Below are 23220 nucleotides of genomic sequence, written 5' to 3'. Positions count from 1 at the left end.
AAACCGCTACGCACTTTTGCTGGATATACTCTAAGCGGCGGCGGGAAAGCGGATCGCCACACGAAGCCCGCGCCCGCCCGGACCGTCCTCCAGCGTCATCGCCGCATCGAAGAGGGCGGCGATCTCCTCCACGATGGGCAGGCCCAGCCCCATGCCCGGCGCATCGCGATGCTCGCCGCGCGAGAAGCGCTGGCGCACGAGGTTCCGCCGCTCGGGGGCGATGCCCGGGCCGTTGTCCTCGACGGTCAGCAGCGCGCCGTCGGCGGTGGCGCGCACGCTCACCGTCACCTCCGCGCCGGGACCGGCATAGGCGATGGCGTTTTCCATGAGATTGCGCAGGAGTTCGCCGAAAAGCAGCGGTTCGGCGCGGGCCGGAACCGGGCCGTCGCCCTCATAGCCGAGGTCGATGCCGGCATCCGCCGCGGCGGGCACGCGGTCGGCGGTAAGCTGCTGGGCGAGGGAGGCGATGTCGATGGGCGCGGGTTTCTGCGGCTCGTTGGAACCGGCGGCGTCGATCTTCGCCATCAACAGAAGCTGGGCGAGGATGCGTTCGGCATGGGCGACGGCGGCGTCGCCCTTCTGCGCGGCCTCCTGCGCCTCTTCCAGCGTGCCGGCGCGGCTGGCGAGCGCAAGTTGCGTGCGGATGATGGCGAGCGGCGTGCGGAGCTGGTGGCTGGCATTGCCGGAGAAGTGGCGCAGCGCGTCGAGCGCCGATTGCAGGCGCACCATGAAGGAATTGACGGTATCGACGAGGCCCTGCACCTCGCTCGGCACGCGCTGCTCGATGGGATGCAGGTCGTTGGGGTTGCGCTCGGCGATGGCGTCGCTGAGGCGATAGAGCGGGCGCAGCGAGACGGTGACGGCGATCCAGACGATGATGGCGGCGCCCGCGATCATCATGGCGAGACGCAGCGCCGAGCGCAGGAGGATCGTCTGGGTGAGCTGGCGGCGGGCGATGGTGGTTTCGGCCACCGTCACGGCGAAAGGCACGGAGTTGATGCCCGTCGAGGCCGAGCGTTGCAGCACGGCGATGCGGATCGGCTCGCCGCGGAAGGTCGCATCCGCAAAGCCGATGGACCGGCCCTCCGTGGCCGCGATGGTCGGCAGGGTCTGGTAGCCGGTGATGAAGCGGCCGGGCGGGCCGTCGACGCGGTAGAAGACGCGGTCCTGCGCCGCCGAGGTCAGCATTTCCAGCGCGACATAGGGGATGTCCACCTCCAGCGTGCCGTTCTCCGTCACCACGACACGCTCGGCGATGGCGAGCGCCGAGCCGGCGAGCACGCGGTCGGAGACGGTGTTCGCCGTCTTGACCGCCTCGTTATAGGTATCGACGAGGGCGACGGTGCCGATCACCGCCGTCGAGACGAGCAGCCAGAGAAGGAGGCGGCGGCGCAGCGAGGAGGTGGGGAAGAGGGTCAAGCCGCGCTCGCCTTGTCGAGATAATAGCCGATGCCGCGGGCCGTGCGCACGGTCAGGCCATGCGGGGCAAGGCGCTTTCTTAGCCGGCTCACATATTGCTCGATGGCGTTGGCGGAAAGGTCGTCGTCGAAGGCGGCGAGCGACTGCATGATCGCCTCCTTGGCGACCACCTTGCCGGCGCGCATGAAGAGGATTTCGAGGAGGCCGAGTTCGCGGGCGGGAATGTCGAGCGGCGCGCCCTCGGCCGAGAAGGTGCGCGAATTGAGGTCGAGCGCGACGCCGCCAAAGGTGATGGCGGCGGAACGCAGGCCCGCCTGCCGGCGCAGCAGCATGCGCACGCGCGCCTCGAATTCGGAAATGTCGAAGGGCTTGATCATATAGTCGTCGGCGCCGAGATCGAGGCCGCGCACCCGCTCCTCCGGCGCGCCGCGCGCCGTCAGGATCAGCACTGAAGCCTTGCTGGAGCGCGCGCGCATGGCGCGCAGCACGTCGAGACCGTCCATTTCCGGCAGCGTCAGGTCGAGGATGACGAGGTCGAAATTTTCAGACGCGATGGCGGCGTCGGCGGAGGCGCCGTCGCGCACCACGTCCACCGCATGGCCGGTGCCCTTGAGGATGGCGGACAGGCCATCCGCCAGGGCTTCGTTGTCCTCGACCAGTAGAATGCGCACGTTTTCGTCCTCCCTTCGCGAGCTTAACGGCGGGCGGCGGACTTGTGAACCTGCGCGCGCTTTGGCAAGGTCGCGCCATGCGCCTTGTCCTCATCCTTCTTGCGATCCTCGCCGCCGCCTTTCCCGCGCTCGCCGAGCCGACCTTTTTTGCGGCGCGCGACGGCAATGCGGACGCGCCGGTGCTCGTCGTCTATTCCTCGCTGGACGAGCCGCTCGCCCGGCCGATGATCCGGGGCTTTCAGGAAGCCAATCCGGATGTCGCCGTGCGCTACGACGAGATGCTGACGGGGGAATTGCACGACCGCATCGTGCGCGAGACGGATGCGGGCGGGAAGACGGCGGATTTCGCCTTCTCCTCGGCGATGGACCTGCAGGTCAAGCTCAGCAACGACGGCTATGCCCAGCGCAGCGATCTGCCGATGAGCGACCGCTGGCCGGGCTGGGCCAACTGGCGCAACACGGCCTATGCGCTGACCTTCGAGCCGGCGGTCTTCGTCTATCACAAGCCGAGCTTCAAGGGCCGCAAGCCGCCGGCCTCGCGCGCGGAATTCCTCGCCTATCTCAAGGAGCAGGGCGAGAAGGTCTATGGCCGCATCGGCACCTACGATATCGAGCGCTCGGGCGTCGGCTTCCTCTTCATGGCGCGCGACCAGGAGCAGTTCGGCGATATCTGGACGGTGATCCAGGCGATGGGCGCGGCCGGGGTCAAGCTCTATTCGACCAGTTCGGCCATTCTGGAGCGCGTGGCGGATGGCCGCTTCGTGCTCGGCTACAACATTCTCGGCTCCTATGCCGCGGACTGGGCCTCGCGCCATCCCGATGTCGGCATCGTGCTGCCGAAGGATTATACGGTCGTCATGTCGCGCATCGGCCTCGTGCCGCAGGCGGCGGCCTCGCCGGAACTCGGGCGGCGCTACCTCTCCTTCTTCATGTCGAAGGAGGGGCAGGAAATCCTGTCGCGCGAATTGCAGATCGCCGCCGTCAGCCCCGAAGTCTCCGGCTCCAACACGGCGCGCACGATGAGCGCGCTGCTCGGCGCGCAGTTGAAGCCGGTGCCCGTCAGCCCCGGCCTGATGGTCTATCTCGACCAGGTCAAGCGCGCGCGGTTGATCGCCCGCTGGAACGAGGTCCTGCGCACGCAATAGGCATCCGGCGCGCCAAGGCCGGGCCTTGCGCCGCCATGTCAGGTAGATGTCAGCTTCCTGTGTTGCTTTAGGCTTCTTCATCGTCCGTGGAGGCGGACGGAAGACCGGGAGGAGAATTCTGCAGCAATCGCGCCCGCGAATCCGTTCGCGCCGGCGATGGCCGCCATCCTCCCGTCACAAGCAACGATGCGCGCAAAAAGCCGCGCCTGACGGAGGACATACCTTTGAAACACTTCTTCCTGGCATCGATCATCGCCGGCGCTCTCGCGCTTCCGGCCTTCGCCGCCGATTATTCGATCATGGCGCCGGCCGGTCCGGGCGGCGGCTGGGACCAGACGGCCCGCTCGCTGCAGACGGTTCTTCAGGATGAGAAGATTTCCGGCGCCGTTCAGGTCGTCAATGTTCCGGGCGCCGGCGGCACGATCGGCCTCGCCCAGTTCGCCAGCCAGAACAGCGGCAATCCGAACGCGCTCATCGTCGGCGGCTATGTCATGGTCGGCGCGATCCTCACCAACCAGTCGCCGGTCTCCCTCAAGGACGTGACGCCGATCGCCCGCCTCACCGGCGAATATGAGGCCATCGTCGTCCCGGCCGCCTCGCCGATCCAGAACATGGAAGACCTCGTCAAGGCGCTGAAGGCCGATCCGGGCGCGGTCTCCTGGGCTGGCGGCTCTGCCGGCGGCACGGACCACATCACGGCGGGCCTCATCGCCAAGGCTGCCGGCGTCGATCCGACCAAGATCAACTATGTCGCCTATTCGGGCGGCGGCGAGGCGCTGGCCGCGATCCTCGGCAACCAGGTGACGGCCGGCATTTCCGGCTACGGCGAATTCGAAGCCCAGGTGAAGGCCGGCACGCTGCGCCTGATCGCCATCTCCAGCGCCGAGCGTGTCGAAGGCATCGACGCCCCGACCATCAAGGAAGGCGGCCTCGACGTTGTGGTCGAGAACTGGCGCATGGTCGCCGCTGCGCCCGGCCTTTCGGCCGAGCAGGTCGCCGCGGTCAACGCCGATATCGAGAAGGTCGTGAACTCCGCCGCCTGGAAGGATATCCTGACGACCAAGGGCTGGCAGAACACCTACCTTGCCGGCGATGCCTTCAAGGCGCAGCTCGACAAGGATGTCGCCGCCACGGAAAGCATCCTCAAGGACATCGGGCTCGTCAAATGAGCGAGGTCCCGTCCTCTCACGAAAAGCGCCGCCCCGACAGGGCGGCGCTGGTCATCGCGCCGGTGCTCTTCCTGCTTGCCGGCATCATCTGGTGGGATGCCGGCCGCCTTGCGGAAATGAGCAACTATTCCCGCATCGGCCCCGCCACCGTGCCCCATGTGGTCGCCATCGGCCTTGCGCTGCTCGCCGTCTGGACCGCCTTCGAAGCCTGGCGCGGCGATTTCCCCGAGCGCGAGCCGGTCGAAATCCAGCCGGTCGTGATGATCGTCGCCGGCCTTGCCGGGCAGATGCTGCTCCTGAAGACCGCGGGCTTTTCCATCGCCACCGGCGTGCTCTTCGCGCTGACGGCCTTCGGCTTCGGCCGGCGCAAGCTCTGGATCTCGCTGCCCATCGGCATCGGCTTCAGCTTCGTCGTCTACATCATCTTCGGCCGCTTCCTGCAGCTTTCGCTGCCTGCGGGGCCGCTCGAGCACCTGTTCTTCTGAGGGTTGACGATGGGTACTTTCGAATTCCTGCTGCAGGGCATTGCCGTCGCCGCCCAGCCGATGAACCTGCTCTATGCGCTGATCGGCGTCACGCTCGGCACGGCCGTCGGCGTTCTGCCCGGCATCGGCCCGGCGCTGACGGTGGCGCTGCTCCTGCCCGTCACCTACAAGCTCGATCCGGCCGGCTCGCTCATCATGTTCGCCGGCATCTATTACGGCGGCATGTATGGCGGCTCGACGACCTCGATCCTGCTCAACACGCCGGGTGAAAGCGCCTCCGTCGTCACCGCGCTCGAGGGCAACAAGATGGCCCGCGCCGGCCGCGGCGGCCCGGCGCTTGCGACGGCGGCCATCGGCTCCTTCGTCGCCGGCCTCATCGCCACGCTCGGCCTTGCCTTCATCGCGCCCTTCGTCGTCAAGTTCGCGCTTTCCTTCGGCCCGCGCGAATATTTCGCGCTGATGGTGCTCGCCTTCGTGACGGTCTCGGCCGCCTTCGGCGATTCCACGCTGCGCGGCCTTACTGCCCTCTTCGTCGGCCTCGGCCTTGCCGTCATCGGTATCGACCAGCAGACCGGGCAGGCGCGGCTCTCCTTCGGCATTCCCGATCTTCTCGACGGTATCGAGGTGACGACGCTGGCCGTTGCCATGTTCGCCATCGGCGAGACGCTCTACGTCGCCTGTCAGGGCGACCGCATTCCCGACAAGGTGGAGGCGGTCAAGGGTTCGGTCTGGATGAGTGCGCAGGACTGGGCGCGCTCGTGGAAGCCGTGGCTGCGCGGCACCTTCATCGGCTTCCCCATCGGCGCCATGCCGGCGGGCGGCGCGGATATTGCAAGCTTCCTATCCTATTCGACGGAAAAGCAGTTCTCCAAATACAAGGACGAATTCGGCAAGGGCGCCATCGAGGGTGTGGCGGGGCCGGAGGCGGCCAACAATGCGTCGGCCGCCGGCACGCTCGTGCCGCTGCTCTCACTCGGCCTGCCGACGACGGCGACGGCGGCCATCATGCTTGCCGGCTTCCAGCAATACGGTCTCCAGCCGGGGCCGCTGCTCTTTGCGACCAATCCGCAACTCGTCTGGGGCCTCATCGCCAGCCTGCTCATCGCCAATTTCATGCTGCTGGTGCTGAACCTGCCGCTGATCGGCCTCTGGGTGAAGCTGCTGACCATCCCCAAGCCCTGGCTCTATGCCGGCATCCTGCTCTTCGCCACGCTCGGCACCATCGGCGCCAATCCGTCGGTCTTCGAGCTGGGCATGCTGCTCACCTTCGGCCTGCTTGGCTTTGCCATGCGCATCTTCGGCTATCCGATCGCGCCGGTCGTCGTCGGCCTCATCCTCGGGCCTATGGCCGAGCAGCAGTTGCGCCGGGCGCTGGCGATCAGCCAGGGCGACGTGACGGCGCTCTTCATGTCGCCCATCGCCGCCGTGCTCTTCGGCCTCGCCTTCCTCGCCGTCGTGGTGCCGCTCATCCTGCGGGCGCGCGGCAAGGGCGAAGTCCTCTCGCAGTTCGCGGCGAACGAAGACTGAGGTTCTTCTTTGGCGGTTGAAAACAAGGCAGGCCGGAAACCCCGTTTCCGGCCTGCATCCGTTGCATGGCTGGGCTGAGATTCCGTCTCTTGTCCTTCGAGGCCCGCAGCCTCATCTTCCGCTCGTAAGCTAAAACAGAAAGCGAGCAATCCAATGACCACCCTCCGCAACTCCTTCGCCCAGGGCTTCTTCGGCCGGGCCTTCGCCGTACTGAGCGCTGCCAACGCAGCCGCCGCGGCAGTCGAAGGGCACCGCCGCCCGAAGGAACGCGACCTGAGGACGCTCGGCATCAACCCCGCCGACTTCCCGCGCGTCTGACGCGAGACAGAGAATTTCCGAATGAAAAGGCCCGCCGATCGCAAGATCGGCGGGCCTTCTGTCTTTCAGGCTTGAAGGCCGGCCGTCGGAACGGCCGGCCGCAATCGTCAGACCTGTTCGCCGAGCTGGGCGGATACACGGTCGCTTGCACGCGCGCCGGCCGGATGCTCCAGTTCCCGCTCGCGCCTGTTGTAGCGGATCGAGGACCAGAGCGAGATGCCGATCAGCGTCGCGCCGCCAAGGCCGGTGATGACCTCGGGAATATGCACCAGCGTCTGGCAATACATGACCACCGAGAGGATCAGGATCGCGTAGAACGCGCCATGCTCCAGGTAGCGGTATTCGGCCAGCGTGCCCTTCTCCACCAGCATGATCGTCATGGAGCGCACATACATGGCGCCGATGCCGAGGCCGATGGCGATGACGAAGAGGTTCTGCGTCAGCGCGAAGGCGCCGATCACGCCGTCGAAGGAGAAGCTGGCGTCGAGCACTTCAAGATAGATGAAGGCGCCGAGGCCGCCCTTGGCCGCTTCCGACATCGCCTTCTGCGAGGCGTCCAGCAGGCCGCCGACGACTTCCACGGCAAGGAAGGTGAGGAGGCCGTAGACCGCGGCATGCACGAATGTATTGGCGGCTTCGCCTTCCAGCAGGTTCGAGAAGATAAGGATGAGCGCCAGAACGAAGGCGATCTCGATGCCCTTGACGGTCGCCGAGCGCGCCATGTGCTTCTCGATGAAGCCGATCCAGTGCACGTCCTTCTCATGGTTGAAGAAGTAGGTGAGGCCGACCATCATCAGGAACGTGCCGCCGAAGGCCGCGATGGGCAGGTGCGCGTCATTCATGATGCGGGCATATTCTGCCGGCTCGCGGGCTGCGAGGACGAGCGCGTCGATCGGGCCGATGCCGGCGGCGATGACGACGATCAGCAGCGGGAAGACGATGCGCATGCCGAAGACGGCGATGACGATGCCCCAGGTCAGGAACCGGTGCTGCCAGACCGGCGTCATGTCCTTGAGCTTGTTGGCGTTCACGATGGCATTGTCGAAAGAGAGCGAAATCTCCAGCACCGCGAGAACGGCGCAGATGAAGAAGACGGTCGCCATGCCGGAAAGCGTTCCGGTCGTCTGCCAGCCGAGCCAGGCGCCGAGCGCAAGGCCGATGACAGTCGAGATGAGTGCCCATTTGAGGTAGGAGAGGGTGGTCTTGCCTTCGCCGTTGCCGATCATGACAGCGCCTCCATGCTGGAGGAACGGAAGGTGGAATTGCGCATACCACGACGGGCATGCGGGTAAGGCATGGTCAGGATGTTCATGTGCGTATGAATCCGCCGGCTAATTGCTGGCGGTACCGACATCACGAGAGCGCCGTAAAAACTCTCGCCAGAGGGGCCCGGCACCAGGGTTCACCGCGGCAACCGATGTCAAAAGGCCGCGGGTACGGGACTGTTTTCACCGAACTCGTCTTCCGCGTCAAGAGGCAGGGTGCCGCACCCGCCTGAACGCGGCAAGGCGCATCCGGTTCCCAAATTTGTGCCGATGCTCTGTACCAATGGGGCTGTCCGTTCCTATATTCGCTGCACGATGATTTGCCAGAAAGGATGAGCCATGACCGAAACGCGCATCGATCCCGCCCTTGTCGAGTGGACCGGCCCGGGCGGCCTGCCGCGTTTCGATCTCGTGAAGGACGATGCCTTCGCGGCCGGTTTCGATGCGGCGCTGGCCGATCATGAGGCGGAGATCGACGCGATCGCGAACAATCCGGAACCCGCGACCTTCGAGAACACCGTCGTCGCGCTGGAAGTTGCGGGAGATGCGCTTTCGCGCGTTTCGGCGCTGTTCTGGAGCCGCGCCGGGGCCAATACCAACGACACGATCCAGGCGCTGGAACGCGACATCGCGCCAAAGATGTCGCGGCACTATTCGAAGATCGGCACCAATGCCGCGCTCTTCAAGCGCATCGATGCGCTGTGGGAAAGCCGCGCCGGGCTGAACCTCTCGCTGGAGCAGGTGCGCGTGCTGGAGCGGCACTGGAAGGGCTTCGTGAAGTCGGGGGCCAAGCTGGCAAAGCCCGAGCAGGACCGGCTTTCGGCGATCAACGAGCAGCTTGCAGGTCTCGGTGCGAATTTCGGCCAGAACGTGCTTGCCGACGAGAAGAGCTGGGCGCTCTTCCTCGACGAGGGCGAGGCGCTGGAAGGCCTGCCGGATTTCCTGAAGGATGCGATGGCCGCCGCGGCGCGTGAGCGCGGCGAGGACGGGCGCTATGCCGTCACCCTGTCGCGTTCGATCATCGAACCGTTCCTGACCTTCTCCGCCCGCCGGGACCTGCGCGAGCAGGCGTTCCGCGCTTGGGTGGCGCGCGGGGAGAATGCCGGCGAAACGGATAATCGCGGCATCGTCAAGGACACGCTGGCGCTGAGGGCGGAAAAGGCCGGCCTGCTCGGCTATCAGAGTTTTGCCGCGCTGAAGCTCGACAACACCATGGCCAAGACGCCGGAGGCGGTGAACGGGCTTCTCATGCAGGTCTGGGAAAAGGCCGTGGCGCGGGCGCGCGAGGAAGAGGCGGAGCTTGCCGCGCTGGTCGCCGAAGAGGGGCGCAACCACGAGGTCATGCCCTGGGACTGGCGCTACTACGCGGAAAAGCTGCGCGCGAAAAAGTTCAATTTCTCCGAGGCGGAGCTAAAACCCTATCTCCAGCTCGAAAAGATCATCGAAGCCTGCTTCGACGTCGCGGAACGGCTGTTCGGCATCCGCGCCGTCGAGAAGAAGGGCGTGCCGGTCTATCATCCCGATGTGCGAGTCTTCGAAATCCGCGACCGGGATGACAGGCTGGTCGCCATGTTCCTCGGCGATTATTTCGCGCGGTCCTCCAAGCGTTCCGGCGCTTGGATGAGTTCCTACCAGAGCCAGCATCGCCTGCCGCTGCCGAACGGTTCGGTCGGCGAGCTGCCGATCATCTACAATGTCTGCAACTTCGCAAAGCCGGCGGAGGGCAAGCCCGCCCTTCTCTCGCTCGACGACGCGCGCACGCTTTTCCACGAATTCGGCCATGCGCTGCACGGCATGCTCTCTAACGTCACCTATCCCTCCGTCTCGGGCACGGGCGTCTCGCGCGACTTCGTGGAACTGCCCTCGCAGCTCTACGAGCACTGGCTGACGGTGCCGGAAATCCTCACGCGCTATGCGGTGCACTACCGGACCGGCGAGGCGATGCCGCAGGCGCTGCTCGACAAGGTGCTGGCCGCCCGCACCTTCAATTCCGGTTTCGCGACGGTGGAGTTCACCTCCTCGGCGCTGGTCGACATGGCGTTCCACACGCGCGGTCCCGTCGAGGACCCGATGGCGGTGCAGGCGGAAGTGCTCGAGACGATCGGCCTGCCGAAATCCATCGTCATGCGCCACGCGACGCCGCATTTCCAGCATGTCTTCTCGGGCGACGGCTATTCGGCGGGCTACTATTCCTACATGTGGTCGGAAGTGCTCGATGCCGACGCCTTCGCCGCCTTCACGGAGACGGGCGACGCCTTCAACCCGGCCATGGCGGAACGGCTGAAGACCTATATCTACTCCGTCGGCGGTTCGGTGGACCCGGAGGACGCCTACAAGGCGTTCCGCGGCAAGCTGCCCAGCCCGCAGGCGATGCTGGAGAAGAAGGGACTGGCGGCCTGAAAAGGCGCCTCATCGCGGCGCCGTGCGCCGGGCGGGCAACAGAGTTGCGGCCCGCCCCTTTCGCATTTGCGGAAAAACATGTATGAGCGCGGCCATTGAAGACGGCGCCCCCTATCCCGCGCGCCCCGAACCTCAGAGATTACAACATGTCCATTCGCAATATCGCGATCATCGCGCACGTCGACCATGGCAAGACCACGCTCGTCGACGAGCTTCTGAAGCAGTCCGGCTCTTTCCGTGAAAACCAGCGCGTCGCCGAGCGCGTCATGGACTCCAACGACATCGAAAAAGAACGCGGCATCACCATTCTCGCCAAGGCCACCTCGGTCGAATGGAAGGGCGTTCGCATCAACATCGTCGACACGCCCGGCCACGCCGACTTCGGCGGCGAAGTCGAGCGCATCCTCTCGATGGTGGACGGCGCCATCGTTCTCGTCGACTCGTCGGAAGGCCCGATGCCGCAGACCAAGTTCGTGGTCGGCAAGGCGCTCAAGGTCGGTCTGAGGCCCATCGTCGCCATCAACAAGATCGACCGCCCGGACGGCCGCCACGAGGAAGTGCTGAACGAGGTCTTCGACCTCTTCGCCAATCTCGACGCTACCGACGAGCAGCTCGACTTCCCGATCCTCTACGGTTCGGGCCGCAACGGCTGGATGAACGTCAACCCGCACGGCCCGAGCGACGAAGGCATGGCCCCGCTGCTCGACCTCGTGCTCAAGCACGTTCCCGAGCCGAAGGTTGCCGAAGGCCCGTTCCGCATGATCGGCACGATCCTCGAAGCCAACCCCTTCCTCGGCCGCATCATCACCGGCCGCATCCATTCCGGCTCGATCAAGCCGAACCAGTCCGTCAAGGTCATCGGCCAGGACGGCCAGCTCATCGAAAACGGCCGTATCTCGAAGATTCTCGCCTTCCGCGGCATCGAGCGCACGGCGATCGAAGAAGCCCATGCGGGTGACATCGTCGCCATCGCCGGCCTCACCAAGGGCACCGTCGCCGACACGTTCTGCGACCCGTCCGTTTCGGAAGCCCTGAAGGCCCAGCCGATCGACCCGCCGACCGTCACCATGTCCTTCATCGTCAACGATTCGCCGCTCGCCGGCACGGAAGGCGACAAGGTCACGAGCCGCGTCATCCGCGACCGTCTCTTCAAGGAAGCCGAGGGCAACGTCGCGCTGAAGATCGAAGAGTCGGGCGACAAGGATTCCTTCTTCGTCTCCGGCCGCGGCGAACTTCAGCTCGCCGTCCTCATCGAGACCATGCGCCGCGAAGGCTTCGAGCTTGCCGTGTCGCGTCCGCGCGTCGTCATGCACAAGGACGAAGGCGGCCAGCTTCTGGAGCCGATCGAGGAAGTCGTCATCGACGTCGATGAAGAGCATTCCGGCGTCGTCGTGCAGAAGATGTCCGAGCGCAAGGCCGAGATGGTCGAACTGCGTCCGTCGGGCGGCAACCGCGTCCGTCTCGTCTTCTTCGCCCCGACCCGCGGCCTCATTGGCTACCAGTCCGAGCTTCTGACGGATACGCGCGGCACGGCGATCATGAACCGCCTGTTCCACGACTACCAGCCCTACAAGGGTGAGATCGGCGGCCGCGTCAACGGCGTGCTGCTCTCCAACGAAGCGGGCGAAGCCGTCGCCTACGCGCTCTTCAACCTCGAAGATCGCGGCCCGATGGTCATCGACGCGGGCGAGAAGGTCTATATGGGCATGATCGTCGGCATCCACACGCGCGACAACGACCTCGAGGTCAACGTGCTGAAGGGCAAGAAGCTCACCAACATCCGCGCCGCCGGCAAGGACGAGGCCGTCCGCCTGACGCCGCCGATCAAGATGACGCTGGAACGCGCCCTTTCGTGGATTCAGGACGACGAACTCGTCGAAGTGACGCCCAAGTCGATCCGCCTGCGCAAGCTGCATCTCGACCCGAACGACCGCAAGCGATTCGAAAAGCAGCGCGCCGCCGGCGCCGCATAATCGCACGCTTCCCGAAACGGGACAAAATGAGACCCCGGCCCTGTGCCGGGGTTTTTCATGTGTGTGCCATCGTTTTACGGCTTGTGACGTTTCTTAAAAAAGCGTTAACTTTCCGGGATACCACCTCGAACTTGCCTGTGGGCAAGGGGGACCTTCGCGCGATGCGCGATTCCGGTGGAATCGGTGCGGGAATATGAGTCGTGTTATGAAGACACTGTCGATCGATGTGCGGCGCGCCGAGCCGCAGGACGCGCGCGCGATATCCGAGACGCATCGGGTGTCGTGGCTGCAGGCCTATGGCGGCCTCATTCCGCACCGGCCGCTCATCCAGATGGTCGACCGCCGCGGCGAGGTCTGGTGGCGCAAGGCGACACGCGGCCCCGCAACGCTTCTCGTGCTCGACGTCGCCGGAACGGTGGCTGGCTACGCCACGCTCGGCCTCAACCGCGCGCGGGCGCTGCCGCAGGAAGGCGAGATCTACGAACTCTACCTGCGCCCCGAATACCAGGGCATCGGCCTTGGCCGCCTGCTCTTCGGCGAGGCGCAGCGGCTTTTGAAGTCGCTCGGCTGCAACGGCATGATCGTCTGGTGCCTGGAAGACAGCGAGCATGCGCATAACTTCTTCCGCTCCGCCGGCGGGCGCGACATTGCCGAAGGCATGGAGAATTTCGGCGAGAAGGAACTGAAGAAGATCGGCTTCGTCTGGCCCTGACGGCTACTGCGCCGTTTCCGGCAGGTTGCGCATCGGCTCGCCCGCCAGCTTTCCCCGTTTTCCCTGCCATCGCGGCTCGTCCTTGCCGCAGATGAAGCCGGCCGCCTCCCCGTCGGCGATCTGCCGGGCGAGCGCATTGGCGTCCTTGTTCTCCAGTGCATCGACATAGCCGACCACGCAGCTTGCCGGATTGTCCGGCGTGGCGACCGTCGAGACGACGAGGACCTGGCCGTAACGCGTGTTGGTGTCGTCCGTCGTTTCCGGATCGGCGACGAACCACCGCACGATGGTTGCGAAGGGCGCGCCGCCGCCGTCGAGCCGCCACTCGATCTTCGCATTGGTGTGGTTGAAGGGGCCGAAGGTTTCGAAGGCTCCGTCGAGCCAGTCCTTGCCGATGGGCCCGTAGGTCTGGCTTTGCCGCAGGTCGCCTTCCTTGAAATAGACCGGGACCTTCTTGTAGCCGGCGCATTTCATCGTGATGCTCTCGCCTTCCTCCTCTTTTGCAAGGGTCTTGCAGGCGTCGAGGTTGCGGTCGGTATAGGCGCTCTCGTTGGCCTGCGCGGTGGCGGCATGGACGGTGGCGGCAAGGAAGAGGGGCATCAGGCGCATGGGACATCCTCCGGTTAGCTAGAGAACGGCGCAGGCCGCCCGTCTATTCACCTTGGATGAAAGTCATGTTGCGCCGCAGCGGGATTCGCATTAGGAAGCGCGCAAACCACTCCATTTCCAATCGAGGGAGCCCCCATGCGTATCGATGCGATTTCCGTTGGCAAGAACCCGCCGGACGACGTGAACGTCATTGTCGAGGTGCCGGTCGGCGGCCACCCGATCAAGTATGAGATGGACAAGGAAGCCGGCGCGCTCGTCGTCGACCGCTTCCTCTACACGCCGATGACCTATCCGGGCAATTATGGCTTCGTGCCGCACACGCTTTCGGAAGACGGCGACCCGATCGACGTGCTGATCGCCAACACGCGCCCGCTCGTTCCTGGCTGCGTCATCAATGTTCGCCCGATCGGCGTGCTGGTCATGGAAGACGATGGCGGCAAGGACGAGAAGATCATCGCCGTGCCGGTGCCGAAGCTGACGCGCCGCTACGACAAGGTCGAGAACTACACGGACCTGCCGGAAATCACGCTGAAGCAGATCGAGCACTTCTTCACGCACTACAAGGATCTGGAACCCGGCAAGTGGGTTAAGATCGCCGGCTGGCAGGACGTTTCCGTCGCCAAGAAGATGGTTCTCGAAGCCGTCGAGCGTTACAACAAGTCGAAGTAAGCCTTGCGGCCGGGCCTGTCCCGGCCGTTTGCCCTTGCCTGAAATCGAAAACCTCCGGATCGTCGCCGATCCGGAGGTTTTCTTTTTCGGTCTGCGTCAATCAGGACAGAAGCGCCGGGGCCAGCACGCCGCGGATCACCTGCTCCAGGAAATACAGGATGACCAGCACGACGAGCGGCGACAGGTCGACGCCGCCGAAATTCGGCAGGACGCGGCGGATCGGGCGGTAGATCGGCTCGGTGAGCTGATACAGCGAGCGGCCGATGGCGGCGATTGCCTGGTTGTTCGCGTTGATGACGTTGAAGGCGTAGAGCCAGGAGAAGATCGCCGAGGCGATCACCAGGAACCACGCGATGCTGATGATGAACAACAGGGTGTTGATGACCGCTATCATTGACGTCTCCAATTGGTTTCGTCCCGACATGTAGCCATTGCCGGCCCCGCCAGCAAGGCCGGGCTTTTGGCGCGCGGCAACATGTTTAACGGGCCGGCCTCAAGCCTCGTGGAAGACCCGGTCGAGGAACGACCCCATCCAGAGCCGCAGGGCCGCATCGTGCAGCAGCCGGCCGTCGAGATGGGCGCGGCCCATCTGCGCGCCGGGCAGGTCGAAACGATGCGCCCCGCGCACCACCCAGCGATGCATCATGGCGAGTGTCAGCTCGCCGTGGAACTGGATGCCCCAGGCGTTGTCGCCGTAGCGAAAGGCCTGGTTCTCGTAGTGATGGCCGGTGGCGAGCAGCGTCGCGCCCGCGGGCAGGTCGAAGCCCTCGCGGTGGAACTGGTAGACCATGTCCGGCCAGGCCATCAGCGCCGTGCCGGCCTCGGTCGCCTGAAGCGGATACCAGCCGATCTCCGTCAGGCCCTCCGCATGGCCGTAGACCGCGCCGCCGAGATTCTTCACCAGCATCTGCGCGCCGAGGCAGATGCCGAGGAACGGCCGGTTCTCCTTGAGCGGCACGGACAGCCAGTCGATTTCCCGCCGCACATAGGCTTCGTCGTCATTGGCGCTCATCGGCCCGCCGAAGACCACGGCGCCCGCGTGACGGTCGAGCGTTTCGGGCAGCCCGTCGCCTAGCACCGGGCGGCGGATATCCAGCCGGTAGCCCATCGCCCGGAGAATCTGGCCGACGCGGCCGGGGCTGGAAGTCTCCTGATGCAGGACGACGAGGATGGGGCGCTTGTTATGCGGCTTATGCGGGGAATCGAGCATGCTCAGACGTCGTCCGCCTCCTCCGCGCCCGCCGCCGCACCCACCCTTTCGGCCACTTCCTGCCGCTTCATGATGCGCTCACGGCCCGAGACGCCGAGCAGGTCGGCGATGCGCCAGATGGCATGGTCCTCCATCTCGCTGCGCTCGCCATCCGCATAGACGATCTCCCAGAGCAGGCCGATGAGGCTGACGCGCTGCTCTTCCGAGAGCTGGCGTTTCAACTCGGAGGTGAACTGGAAGAAGTCGATGGCCTCGCTTTCCGCATCCGTGCCGGCGGCGACGAGCGCATCCAGCTCCGCCTCGTCCACGGGGTAGAATTCCCTGAAGCGGGCGCGAAGGGCCGTCTTCTCGGATTCTAGCACCGTGCCGTCGGCCTCCATCACCTGGATGCAGAGCGCCATAACCGCGACCCGGGGGTCGTCGACCGCAAAGGCCGGCCGGCTGTCGCCACCGGAAAGGCTCGCAAGAAACTGCTGCAAGCGTTCGAACATCGATATGGCCCCATTTCCTGGAAGAGCATGTATTTCACGACTTGCGAAAATACGACGAATGCCTGTTTCTTCGCAATTGTATTAAAGGGCCATGACGCACTTTCTGCTCGAATCGTCCCTGTCTCAGAAAAGCCGGAAGCCGCTTGTGCCGTCCCGCTTCGCACCCGTGCCGTCCTTGACGCCCGGATCGTCCGGCAGGCCGTAGAAGGGCGGTTCCGTTTCCTGCGCGGCCGTCTCGGTCTTCGGCTTTTCCTGCACGGTCGCGGTCGCCTGCACAGGCTCGGGGACAGCCGCCACGACGACCGGCTTTTCCGTTTCCACCACCACGGCCGTTTCGGCCCTGGGTACGGGCTTCACGGCGATGGCGAGCGGGGGCAGGGTGCGGATGGCTTCGTCCACCGCATCCGCCGAACCCTCCTCGACCGGCCCTTCGAGGGTGCTGACCGGGGTGCGCCACTCGAAGGCGTCGAGCCGGCCTGTGACGGGCGAAACGGCGCGCCATTCCGGCGCGGTGACGCCGTCCGCCGTCCAGGCGGGATCGCGTGGGGCCTTCAGCGCCTGGTTCATCCAGTGGCGAATGCGGCCCTGGTCGCCGGTCTCGGCGTCCTCGATATCGGCGAGCAGCAGGAAGGCGCTTTCGCGTGGGGAGAGACGGGCGGCGGCCTCGGCCTTGGCGCGGGCGCGCGGGAAGTCGCGGGCTTCCAGCGCGGCCTCGGCGACGGCGTAGAGCGCCTCGGCGTTGTTCGGGCGCAGGGCCTCCAGCTTTTCCGCCCGCTTCAGCCGGTCGGTCGCCGAATCGCCGCTGCGGGCGCGGACATAGAGCCGCGCCACGTCGCCATGGGCGGTCGCCTTCCAGAGTTTTTCGAGGATCGAGGCGGCCTTGCGCAGATTGTCCTCGCGCAGATATGCCCTGGCTTCGACAAGGCCGGCGGGCACGAAATTCTCGTCGAGTTTCAGCGCCTGATGGGCGTCCTCGCGCGCGCCCTTCGGGTCGGCGTCGAGCTTTGCCGCCGCGCGGGCGGCAAGGAGCACGGCCTTGCGGCGCGCATGGGCCTTCTTTTCCTCGGGAGAGGCGGTGCGGCCGTCGCCGAGGAGCTTCAAGGCCTCGTCCCAGTCGCCGGCCTGCGAGCGGTATTCGAGCGCGGCTTCCGTCGCCCAGGCAAGCTGCGGCGCTTTTTCCGCCGCGCGCTCGGCATATTGCCGGGCGGCCTCGTTGGCGCCGAGGCGGCGGGCTTCGAGATAGAGGCCGCGCAGGCCGAGTTCCCGGGTTTCCGGGTCGTCGGCCATCAGTTCGAACTTTTTGCGCGCATCGTCGTAGCGACCCTCGATCATCGCCGCCTGCGCTTCGAGCAGATGGATGAGCGGCTCCTGATCGGCGCTGAGCAGACCCTTGGTGCGCGTCAGCATCTTGCGGGCGCCCACGGCGTCACCCGCGCCGGCGGCGATCAGCCCGGTCGAGAGCGCCTGATAGCCGCGGTCGCGCTTGCGGGCGCGGAAATAGCGCTGGATCGAGTGCGGCGACGTCCAGATGACGCGCACCAGCCACCAGGAGAACATGACGGCGGCGATGAGCGAGACGACGAGCGTTGCCGCCACCATCAGGCTCATGTCGGCGCGCTGGCCCTGCCAGATGACGGAGAGTTCGCCCGGCCGGTCGGCAAGCCAGGCGAAGCCCGCGGCGAGCGCGAGCACGAAGAGGACGAAGCCGAGTATGCGGATCATGAAGCCTCTCCTCAGCCCTGGTTGCCGGTCGTCATGGCGCCGGAAACGGCGGCGCCGATCAGCCCCTCGACGGTGACGCGGGCATCCAGCTTGCGCTTGTAGTCGGCCGCTGCGGCCTGCCCCTTTTCCGGCAGGGCCTGCCATTCGATCAGCGCGCCCTTGAAATCGCCGTCCTGCAGGCGGGTCTCGATGCGGGCGACGACGGCCTCGGGGCTGTCACCCTCGACGGTGCCGACCGGGCGCACGCGGATGGCCGATGCGGCGCTCGACATCAGGCGGTTGAAGATACCTTGATCGCCTTCCGGCTGGTGGACGGCGTCGAGAATGGCGTCCGCCGTCGGCTGGAAGTCGCGAACGAGGTCGGAGCGCGAGGGCACGCCGACCGTGGCGTGCTCGCGCAGCCCGGCCACGGACGGATCGTCCGGCGCGACGGAGGCGAAGGCCTCGAGTTCGGCGAGATAGGAGCCGCCCCGGTCGATTGCGGTCTTCAGCGCGCTGGCGGCGACGGCCCGGGCCATTTCTATGTCGCTGCGCGGCTCGTCGAGCTTCTGCTCGGCGGCGGCGATGCGCTGGGTCAACTGGCTTTCCGTCGTGCTGACGCTTTCGCTCGTGCGGGTGACGGCATCCTGCAGGGCGGCCAGCTCCGTGGTTAGCCGGCTAATTTCGCTTTCGAGCTTGCCCACGGCTGCGGGATCGGCTCCGGCAGCGCCCGGATTGGTGCCGGCCGATTTCTCGAGGGCGGCAAGCCGTGTCTCGATCGGCTGGAGATCCACCGTGACGGGCGTGGCGGGTTCGGCAAGGCGCGCCTTCAGCGCCTCGATTTCGCTGGACAGGCCGGCAAGCGCGCTGTCGCCGCCCGTGCGTTCCGGCCCGAGAGCCGGCAGGTAGCCGCCATATTGCAGGCTGCCGGCGCCGAGAAGCGCGATCAGGCCGCCAAGGATACTTGCGGCGAGCGTGCCGGACGTGCCGCGCTGGCGGGGCGGCGGCGTTTCCTTGCGCGCCGGCTCCTTGTCGGCCGCAGGGGCCGGCTCTTCCGGCGCCTGCTTCTCGTCTGCGATCTCCGGGCTTGCCGCCTCGTCCGGCTGTGCGGAGACGTCCGCAACCGTGTCGGCAGCTTCCGCCTCGTCGGTGGCGGGAACCGCTTCGAGGTCGATCGTCACCGGCTCGTCGCCGGTCCTGTTTCGACGGGACGGGGTTTCCGGTTCCATGGCGGCCTCCTCGCGTTCATGTGCATTGCCCTGAACGTAGACAGGGAAGCCGGGGAGGGAAAGACCCTTGCGGCAATTTCGTCCGCCGGGGGCCGGTTTCAGAGCAGCGCGAACAGGCTTTTTTCGTCGGGAGCGGCGGCGATGGAGACATTGGCGGTGAAGTGCCGGGGCACTGCGGCTGCGACATTGCGGCTCATGCAGAGCAGGCGGACGGACTGGAAACGCTCGGGTGTTTCGTGAACGGGAGGCAGGCGGAAGAAGGCGAGCGCGCTTTCGCGGGAATAGAGCAGGACGGCGTCGGGAAGCGGGACGAGCAGCGCCGCTTCGATGTCCGTTTTGGCGGGCGTGAGCGGCGTCATGCGATAGGCTTCGACGGTGCGGAAGGGGATGCCCGCCTCGCGAAGCCGGCTTTCGAAGGCGGGCGCGCGCGGATTGCCGGCGAGATAGAGCAGGGGGGCGTCCGGCAAGCCGGTCTCGCGATAGTGCGCGGCAATCATCGCGGCAAGGCTTTCGCCATCCCCGTCGGCGGCAAGGACGGTGGGGAAGCCGGCGGCGCGCATGGCGGCGGCGGAGGCCTGCCCGACGGCGAAGACCATGGTGGCAAGGCCGTTGCCGAGCCTGCCGGACAGGCGGGCGATTTCCGCGCTGGTGACGGCGATGGCGGAATGGGGCTCGCCGAGGGCTTTTCGCGTCGCCGTCAGGTCGTGTTCGGCCTGCGATAGCGGCAGGCAGACGGCCTCGTGCCCCAGCGCCGAGAGCGCATCCCGCGTGCGGGAGGCGGCAGGCTCGGGGCGAAGGACGAGGACGCGCATCTCAGCCCCAGCTTTCGAAGAAGTCCGCCCCTGCCTTCGCGCGGATCGCCTCGCCGGCCTCTTCGCCGAGCGTGGCGGCATTGGTTGCCGGGCCGCTTGCCTCGATCTCGTGGAACCGGCTGCCATCCGGCGTCAGGATCATGCCGCGGAACTGGACGTGGTCGCCCTCGACGGTCGCGTAACCGGCGATGGGCGTGCGACAGGAGCCGTCGAGCGTGGCGAGGAAGCCGCGCTCGCAGGTGACGGCGGTGCGGGTCGGCCGGTCGTCGATGGCGGCAAGCAGGTTTTCCATGCGCGCGTCGCCCACGCGGCTCTCGATGCAGATCGCGCCCTGCGCCGGAGCCGGCGGGAAGGAGACGGGATCGAGGATTTCCGTCGGCACGTCGAGCTTGCCGAGGCGCTTCAGGCCGGCATAGGCGAGCAGCGTCGCGTCGGCCTCGCCGCCGGCGAGCTTGGCAAGGCGGGTATCGACCTGTCCGCGGAAGACGATGACATTGAGGTCCGGGCGCAGCCGGCGGATGAGCGCCTGCCGGCGCAGCGAGGCGGAGCCGACGGTCGCGCCCTGCGGCAGGTCCAGCAGGCGTTTTGCGCTGCGGCCGATGAAGGCGTCGCGGATGTCTTCGCGCGGCAGGAAGGCGGAAAGGTGCAGGCCTTCCGGCAGTTTTGTCGGCATGTCCTTGGAGGAATGCACGGCGAAATCGAGTTCCCCGGAGGAAAGCTGCGCCTCGATCTCTTCCGTGAACAGGCCCTTGCCGCCGATTAGCGCCAGCGAGCGGTCGGTGATGCGGTCGCCCTTCGTCGAGAGAACGACGATCTCGAACATCTCTTCCGGCAGGCCGTGCGCGGCCATCAGGCGCGCGCGGGTCTCGTAAGCCTGGGCGAGCGCCAGCGGGCTGCCACGGGTGCCGATCCTGAAAGGTTTTGTTTGCATCCGCCTTGATCCATTGTTACCGGGATGTCTCGTAACCGGCTTTAGGGCCGCCCGCAATCGATCCTAGTGCTTCATGTCGTCCCATCTGACCATCCTCGGTATCGAAACGAGCTGCGACGAGACCGCCGCGTCCGTCGTCGCGCGCGGTGCCGATGGCAAGGGCGAGATTCTTGGCGAAGTCGTGCTGAGCCAGTTGGAAGAGCACAGCGCCTATGGCGGCGTGGTGCCGGAGATCGCGGCGCGCGCGCATGTCGAGGCGCTGGACAGCCTGATTTCCGAGGCGCTTCTGCGCGCCGGCCGTTCGCTTGAGGATATCGATGCCATCGCGGCGACGAGCGGGCCGGGGCTGATCGGCGGACTGATTGTCGGGTTGATGACCGGCAAGGCCATCGCGCGGGCGACGGGCAAGCCGCTCTATGCCGTCAACCATCTGGAAGGCCATGCGCTGACGGCGAGGCTGACGGACGGGCTTTCCTTCCCCTATCTGATGCTGCTCGTTTCCGGCGGCCATACCCAGCTTGTGCTGGTGCGCGGCGTCGACGATTACGAGCGCTGGGGCACGACCATCGACGACGCGCTGGGCGAGGCCTTCGACAAGACCGCCAAGCTGCTCGGCCTGCCCTATCCCGGCGGGCCGGCGGTGGAGCGCATGGCGAAGAACGGCAACCCGGAACGCTTCACCTTCCCGCGTCCGCTCGTCGGCGAGGCGCGGCTCGATTTCTCCTTCTCCGGCCTCAAGACGGCGGTGCGTCAGGCGGCGCAGTCCATCGAGCCGGTGACGGATCAGGATGTCGCCGATATCTGCGCCTCCTTCCAGCGCGCCGTCTCGCGTACGCTGAAGGACCGCATCGGCCGGGGGCTTGAGCGGTTTCGCACGCTCCATCCCGACGTTGAAACGCCCTCGCTCGTCGTTGCCGGCGGGGTGGCGGCGAATGCGGAATTGCGCGCGACGCTACAGGCGCTATGCGACAAGAACCGTTTCCGCTTCATCGCGCCGCCGCTGGCGCTCTGCACCGACAATGCTTCGATGATCGCCTGGGCGGGGCTGGAGCGCATGGCGGCCGGTTTTGCGCCCGATGACCTGTCCGTCGCGCCGCGTTCGCGCTGGCCGCTCGACCGCGAGGCGGCGACGATGCTCGGGTCCGGCAAGCGGGGAGCCAAGGCATGAGCGCCCATGCGAAAATCGCCGTGGTCGGTGCGGGGGCCTTCGGCACGGCGCTGGCAAGCGTGGCCGCCGCCAGTGGTGGCGATGTCACGCTGATCGGGCGCGATGCCGGCTCGGTCGAGGCCATGCGGACCACGCGCCGCAACGAGAAGGCGCTGCCGGGCATCGACCTGCCGCAGACGCTTGCCTATAGCGCGGATGCGGCGGTCATGCGTGGCGCGGGCATCGTGCTTTTCGCCATGCCCTCGCAGGCACAGCGCGAGGCGGCGCGGTCGCTCGCTCCGCTCCTTGCGCCCGGCACGGCGGTGGTCATCTGCGCCAAGGGCATGGAGAAGGGCACTGGCCGGCTCCTGACCGAGGTTCTGGAAGAAGAACTGCCCGGTCGCGAGATCGCCGTCCTCTCCGGTCCCGGTTTTGCCGCCGATATCGCAAAAGGGTTGCCGACGGCGATGGTGATTGCCGCGCGCACGGCGGAGATCGGGGCGATGCTGGCGCAGGCCCTTTCCGGGCCGACCTTCCGGCTTTACCCCTCGACCGACCGGATCGGCGTGCAGCTCGGCGGCGCGCTCAAGAACGTGCTGGCGATTGCCTGTGGCATCATCGAGGGCGCGCAGCTTGGCGATTCCGCCCGGGCGGCGCTGATCTCGCGCGGGCTTGCGGAACTGTCGCGCTTTGTGGAGGCGCATGGCGGGGAGGGCATCACGGTGACGGGGCTTTCCGGCCTCGGCGACCTCGTGCTCACCGGCACCAGCCACCAGTCGCGCAACCTGCGCTTCGGCATCGCGCTCGGCCGGCATGGCACGGCGGCCGGCTGGTCGGGCGATCTCGTGGAAGGCGCTTTCGCCGCCTCGGTCGCCTCGGGCGTTGCGGCGGAAAAGGGCATCGACATGCCGATCACCGATGCGGTCGCCCGCATCGTCGACGGCACACTGGACGTGAAGACCGCCATCGGGCAGCTCATGACGCGCCCGATCACCCAGGAATAATGGCCAGAACTATAACCGAAGGGAAGGACCGCACATGCATTTCGCATTCCTCTGCAAGGACAAGCCCGGCGCGCTTCAGGTGCGCCTCGATACGCGCCCGGATCACCTCGCCTATCTCAATGCGCTGAATGCCGAGGGCAAACTGGCCTTCGCCGGCCCGTTCCTCGGTGATGACGGCAAGCCGACGGGCAGCCTTGTCGTGGTCAAGGCCGAGACGATCGAGGCGGCGCGCGAGATCGCGGCGAACGATCCCTATGCCAAGGCCGGCCTTTTTGCCGAGGTCGAGGTGAAGGCTTGGAACTGGGTCTTCAACAATCCGGAGGCGTAAGGCCC

General features: G+C 66.3%; 23 protein-coding genes. 12 read left to right on the top strand and 11 right to left on the bottom strand.

What is annotated here, in order from left to right:
- Positions 1-30 precede the first annotated feature (30 nt).
- Positions 31-1419 carry a sensor histidine kinase gene (locus K8M09_RS16045; protein WP_160787134.1) on the bottom strand — a complete coding sequence of 463 codons (1389 nt, stop codon included), beginning with the start codon at positions 1417-1419 and terminating at the stop codon, positions 31-33.
- Complete coding sequence (locus tag K8M09_RS16040; RefSeq protein WP_160787133.1) at positions 1416-2090, bottom strand: response regulator; 675 nt, start codon at positions 2088-2090, stop codon at positions 1416-1418. Before K8M09_RS16040 ends, K8M09_RS16045 begins: the two co-directional genes overlap by 4 nt.
- Positions 2091-2167: 77 nt before the next feature.
- Between K8M09_RS16040 and K8M09_RS16035 the strand changes: the two genes are divergently transcribed.
- From K8M09_RS16035 to K8M09_RS16015, 5 genes are all read left to right on the top strand, one after another.
- A complete protein-coding gene (locus tag K8M09_RS16035) occupies positions 2168-3235 on the top strand; it encodes an ABC transporter substrate-binding protein (protein WP_160787132.1) in 1068 nt (355 codons plus the stop codon).
- A 224-nt stretch (positions 3236-3459) separates the two neighbouring features.
- On the top strand, positions 3460-4404 hold the full coding sequence (locus K8M09_RS16030) for a Bug family tripartite tricarboxylate transporter substrate binding protein (RefSeq protein ID WP_160787131.1): 945 nt from the start codon (positions 3460-3462) through the stop codon (positions 4402-4404).
- Positions 4401-4889, top strand: a complete 489-nt coding sequence (locus tag K8M09_RS16025) for a tripartite tricarboxylate transporter TctB family protein (RefSeq protein ID WP_160787130.1) — start codon at positions 4401-4403, stop codon at positions 4887-4889. The genes K8M09_RS16030 and K8M09_RS16025 overlap by 4 nt, the downstream gene beginning before the upstream one ends.
- Before the next feature lie 9 nt (positions 4890-4898).
- Positions 4899-6416 (top strand): tripartite tricarboxylate transporter permease, encoded by a 1518-nt coding sequence (locus K8M09_RS16020; RefSeq protein WP_160787129.1) that lies wholly within the window; start codon positions 4899-4901, stop codon positions 6414-6416.
- Positions 6417-6569: 153 nt separating this feature from the next.
- Positions 6570-6734 (top strand): hypothetical protein, encoded by a 165-nt coding sequence (locus K8M09_RS16015; protein WP_024270181.1) that lies wholly within the window; start codon positions 6570-6572, stop codon positions 6732-6734.
- A 107-nt stretch (positions 6735-6841) separates the two neighbouring features.
- Here K8M09_RS16015 and K8M09_RS16010 read toward each other — a convergent pair whose 3' ends face one another.
- Positions 6842-7960, bottom strand: a complete 1119-nt coding sequence (locus K8M09_RS16010) for a DUF475 domain-containing protein (protein WP_160787128.1) — start codon at positions 7958-7960, stop codon at positions 6842-6844.
- A gap of 378 nt (positions 7961-8338) precedes the next feature.
- On the opposite strand from K8M09_RS16010, the gene K8M09_RS16005 reads away from it, so the two are divergent.
- The 3 genes from K8M09_RS16005 to K8M09_RS15995 all read left to right on the top strand — a co-directional run bounded on the left by K8M09_RS16005 (position 8339) and on the right by K8M09_RS15995 (position 13084).
- Positions 8339-10399: a M3 family metallopeptidase gene (locus K8M09_RS16005; RefSeq protein WP_160787127.1), complete on the top strand. Its 2061-nt coding sequence runs from the start codon at positions 8339-8341 to the stop codon at positions 10397-10399.
- A 146-nt stretch (positions 10400-10545) separates the two neighbouring features.
- Positions 10546-12372: a translational GTPase TypA gene (typA, locus tag K8M09_RS16000; RefSeq protein WP_160787126.1), complete on the top strand. Its 1827-nt coding sequence runs from the start codon at positions 10546-10548 to the stop codon at positions 12370-12372.
- 205 nt (positions 12373-12577) lie between these two features.
- Positions 12578-13084, top strand: a complete 507-nt coding sequence (locus K8M09_RS15995; RefSeq protein WP_160787125.1) for a GNAT family N-acetyltransferase — start codon at positions 12578-12580, stop codon at positions 13082-13084.
- Between the two features lie 3 nt (positions 13085-13087).
- On the opposite strand, the gene K8M09_RS15990 is transcribed toward K8M09_RS15995, so the two are convergent.
- The gene (locus K8M09_RS15990) at positions 13088-13693 is read right to left on the bottom strand and encodes a hypothetical protein (RefSeq protein WP_160787124.1); all 606 of its coding nucleotides are present in this window, start codon (positions 13691-13693) and stop codon (positions 13088-13090) included.
- A gap of 135 nt (positions 13694-13828) precedes the next feature.
- On the opposite strand from K8M09_RS15990, the gene ppa reads away from it, so the two are divergent.
- Positions 13829-14362 (top strand): inorganic diphosphatase, encoded by a 534-nt coding sequence (gene ppa / locus K8M09_RS15985; RefSeq protein WP_160787123.1) that lies wholly within the window; start codon positions 13829-13831, stop codon positions 14360-14362.
- Between the two features lie 100 nt (positions 14363-14462).
- Here ppa and K8M09_RS15980 read toward each other — a convergent pair whose 3' ends face one another.
- From K8M09_RS15980 to hemC, 7 genes are all read right to left on the bottom strand, one after another.
- The gene (locus K8M09_RS15980) at positions 14463-14756 is read right to left on the bottom strand and encodes a YggT family protein (RefSeq protein WP_206366685.1); all 294 of its coding nucleotides are present in this window, start codon (positions 14754-14756) and stop codon (positions 14463-14465) included.
- Positions 14757-14855: 99 nt separating this feature from the next.
- Positions 14856-15572: a glutamine amidotransferase gene (locus K8M09_RS15975; RefSeq protein WP_160787121.1), complete on the bottom strand. Its 717-nt coding sequence runs from the start codon at positions 15570-15572 to the stop codon at positions 14856-14858.
- 2 nt (positions 15573-15574) lie between these two features.
- Positions 15575-16063, bottom strand: coding sequence for a tellurite resistance TerB family protein (locus tag K8M09_RS15970; RefSeq protein ID WP_160787120.1), 489 nt, complete (start codon positions 16061-16063; stop codon positions 15575-15577).
- Positions 16064-16186: 123 nt separating this feature from the next.
- Positions 16187-17785 carry a heme biosynthesis protein HemY gene (locus K8M09_RS15965; RefSeq protein WP_160787119.1) on the bottom strand — a complete coding sequence of 533 codons (1599 nt, stop codon included), beginning with the start codon at positions 17783-17785 and terminating at the stop codon, positions 16187-16189.
- Between the two features lie 11 nt (positions 17786-17796).
- The gene (locus K8M09_RS15960; protein ID WP_160787118.1) at positions 17797-18993 is read right to left on the bottom strand and encodes a COG4223 family protein; all 1197 of its coding nucleotides are present in this window, start codon (positions 18991-18993) and stop codon (positions 17797-17799) included.
- A gap of 98 nt (positions 18994-19091) precedes the next feature.
- The gene (locus tag K8M09_RS15955) at positions 19092-19805 is read right to left on the bottom strand and encodes a uroporphyrinogen-III synthase (protein ID WP_160787117.1); all 714 of its coding nucleotides are present in this window, start codon (positions 19803-19805) and stop codon (positions 19092-19094) included.
- A gap of 1 nt (position 19806) precedes the next feature.
- Positions 19807-20736 (bottom strand): hydroxymethylbilane synthase, encoded by a 930-nt coding sequence (gene hemC / locus K8M09_RS15950; protein ID WP_160787116.1) that lies wholly within the window; start codon positions 20734-20736, stop codon positions 19807-19809.
- Positions 20737-20809: 73 nt separating this feature from the next.
- On the opposite strand from hemC, the gene tsaD reads away from it, so the two are divergent.
- The 3 genes from tsaD to K8M09_RS15935 are packed head-to-tail and all read left to right on the top strand — an operon-like array spanning position 20810 to position 23215.
- Complete coding sequence (gene tsaD / locus K8M09_RS15945; RefSeq protein WP_160787115.1) at positions 20810-21904, top strand: tRNA (adenosine(37)-N6)-threonylcarbamoyltransferase complex transferase subunit TsaD; 1095 nt, start codon at positions 20810-20812, stop codon at positions 21902-21904.
- Positions 21901-22887, top strand: a complete 987-nt coding sequence (locus K8M09_RS15940) for an NAD(P)H-dependent glycerol-3-phosphate dehydrogenase (protein WP_160787114.1) — start codon at positions 21901-21903, stop codon at positions 22885-22887. Before tsaD ends, K8M09_RS15940 begins: the two co-directional genes overlap by 4 nt.
- Positions 22888-22921: 34 nt before the next feature.
- The gene (locus tag K8M09_RS15935) at positions 22922-23215 is read left to right on the top strand and encodes a YciI-like protein (protein ID WP_160787113.1); all 294 of its coding nucleotides are present in this window, start codon (positions 22922-22924) and stop codon (positions 23213-23215) included.
- Positions 23216-23220: the final 5 nt, after the last annotated feature.

The organism is Shinella zoogloeoides (genome assembly GCF_020883495.1).
GTDB lineage: Bacteria > Pseudomonadota > Alphaproteobacteria > Rhizobiales > Rhizobiaceae > Shinella > Shinella zoogloeoides.
This window is presented reverse-complemented; position numbering and strand designations above follow the sequence as displayed.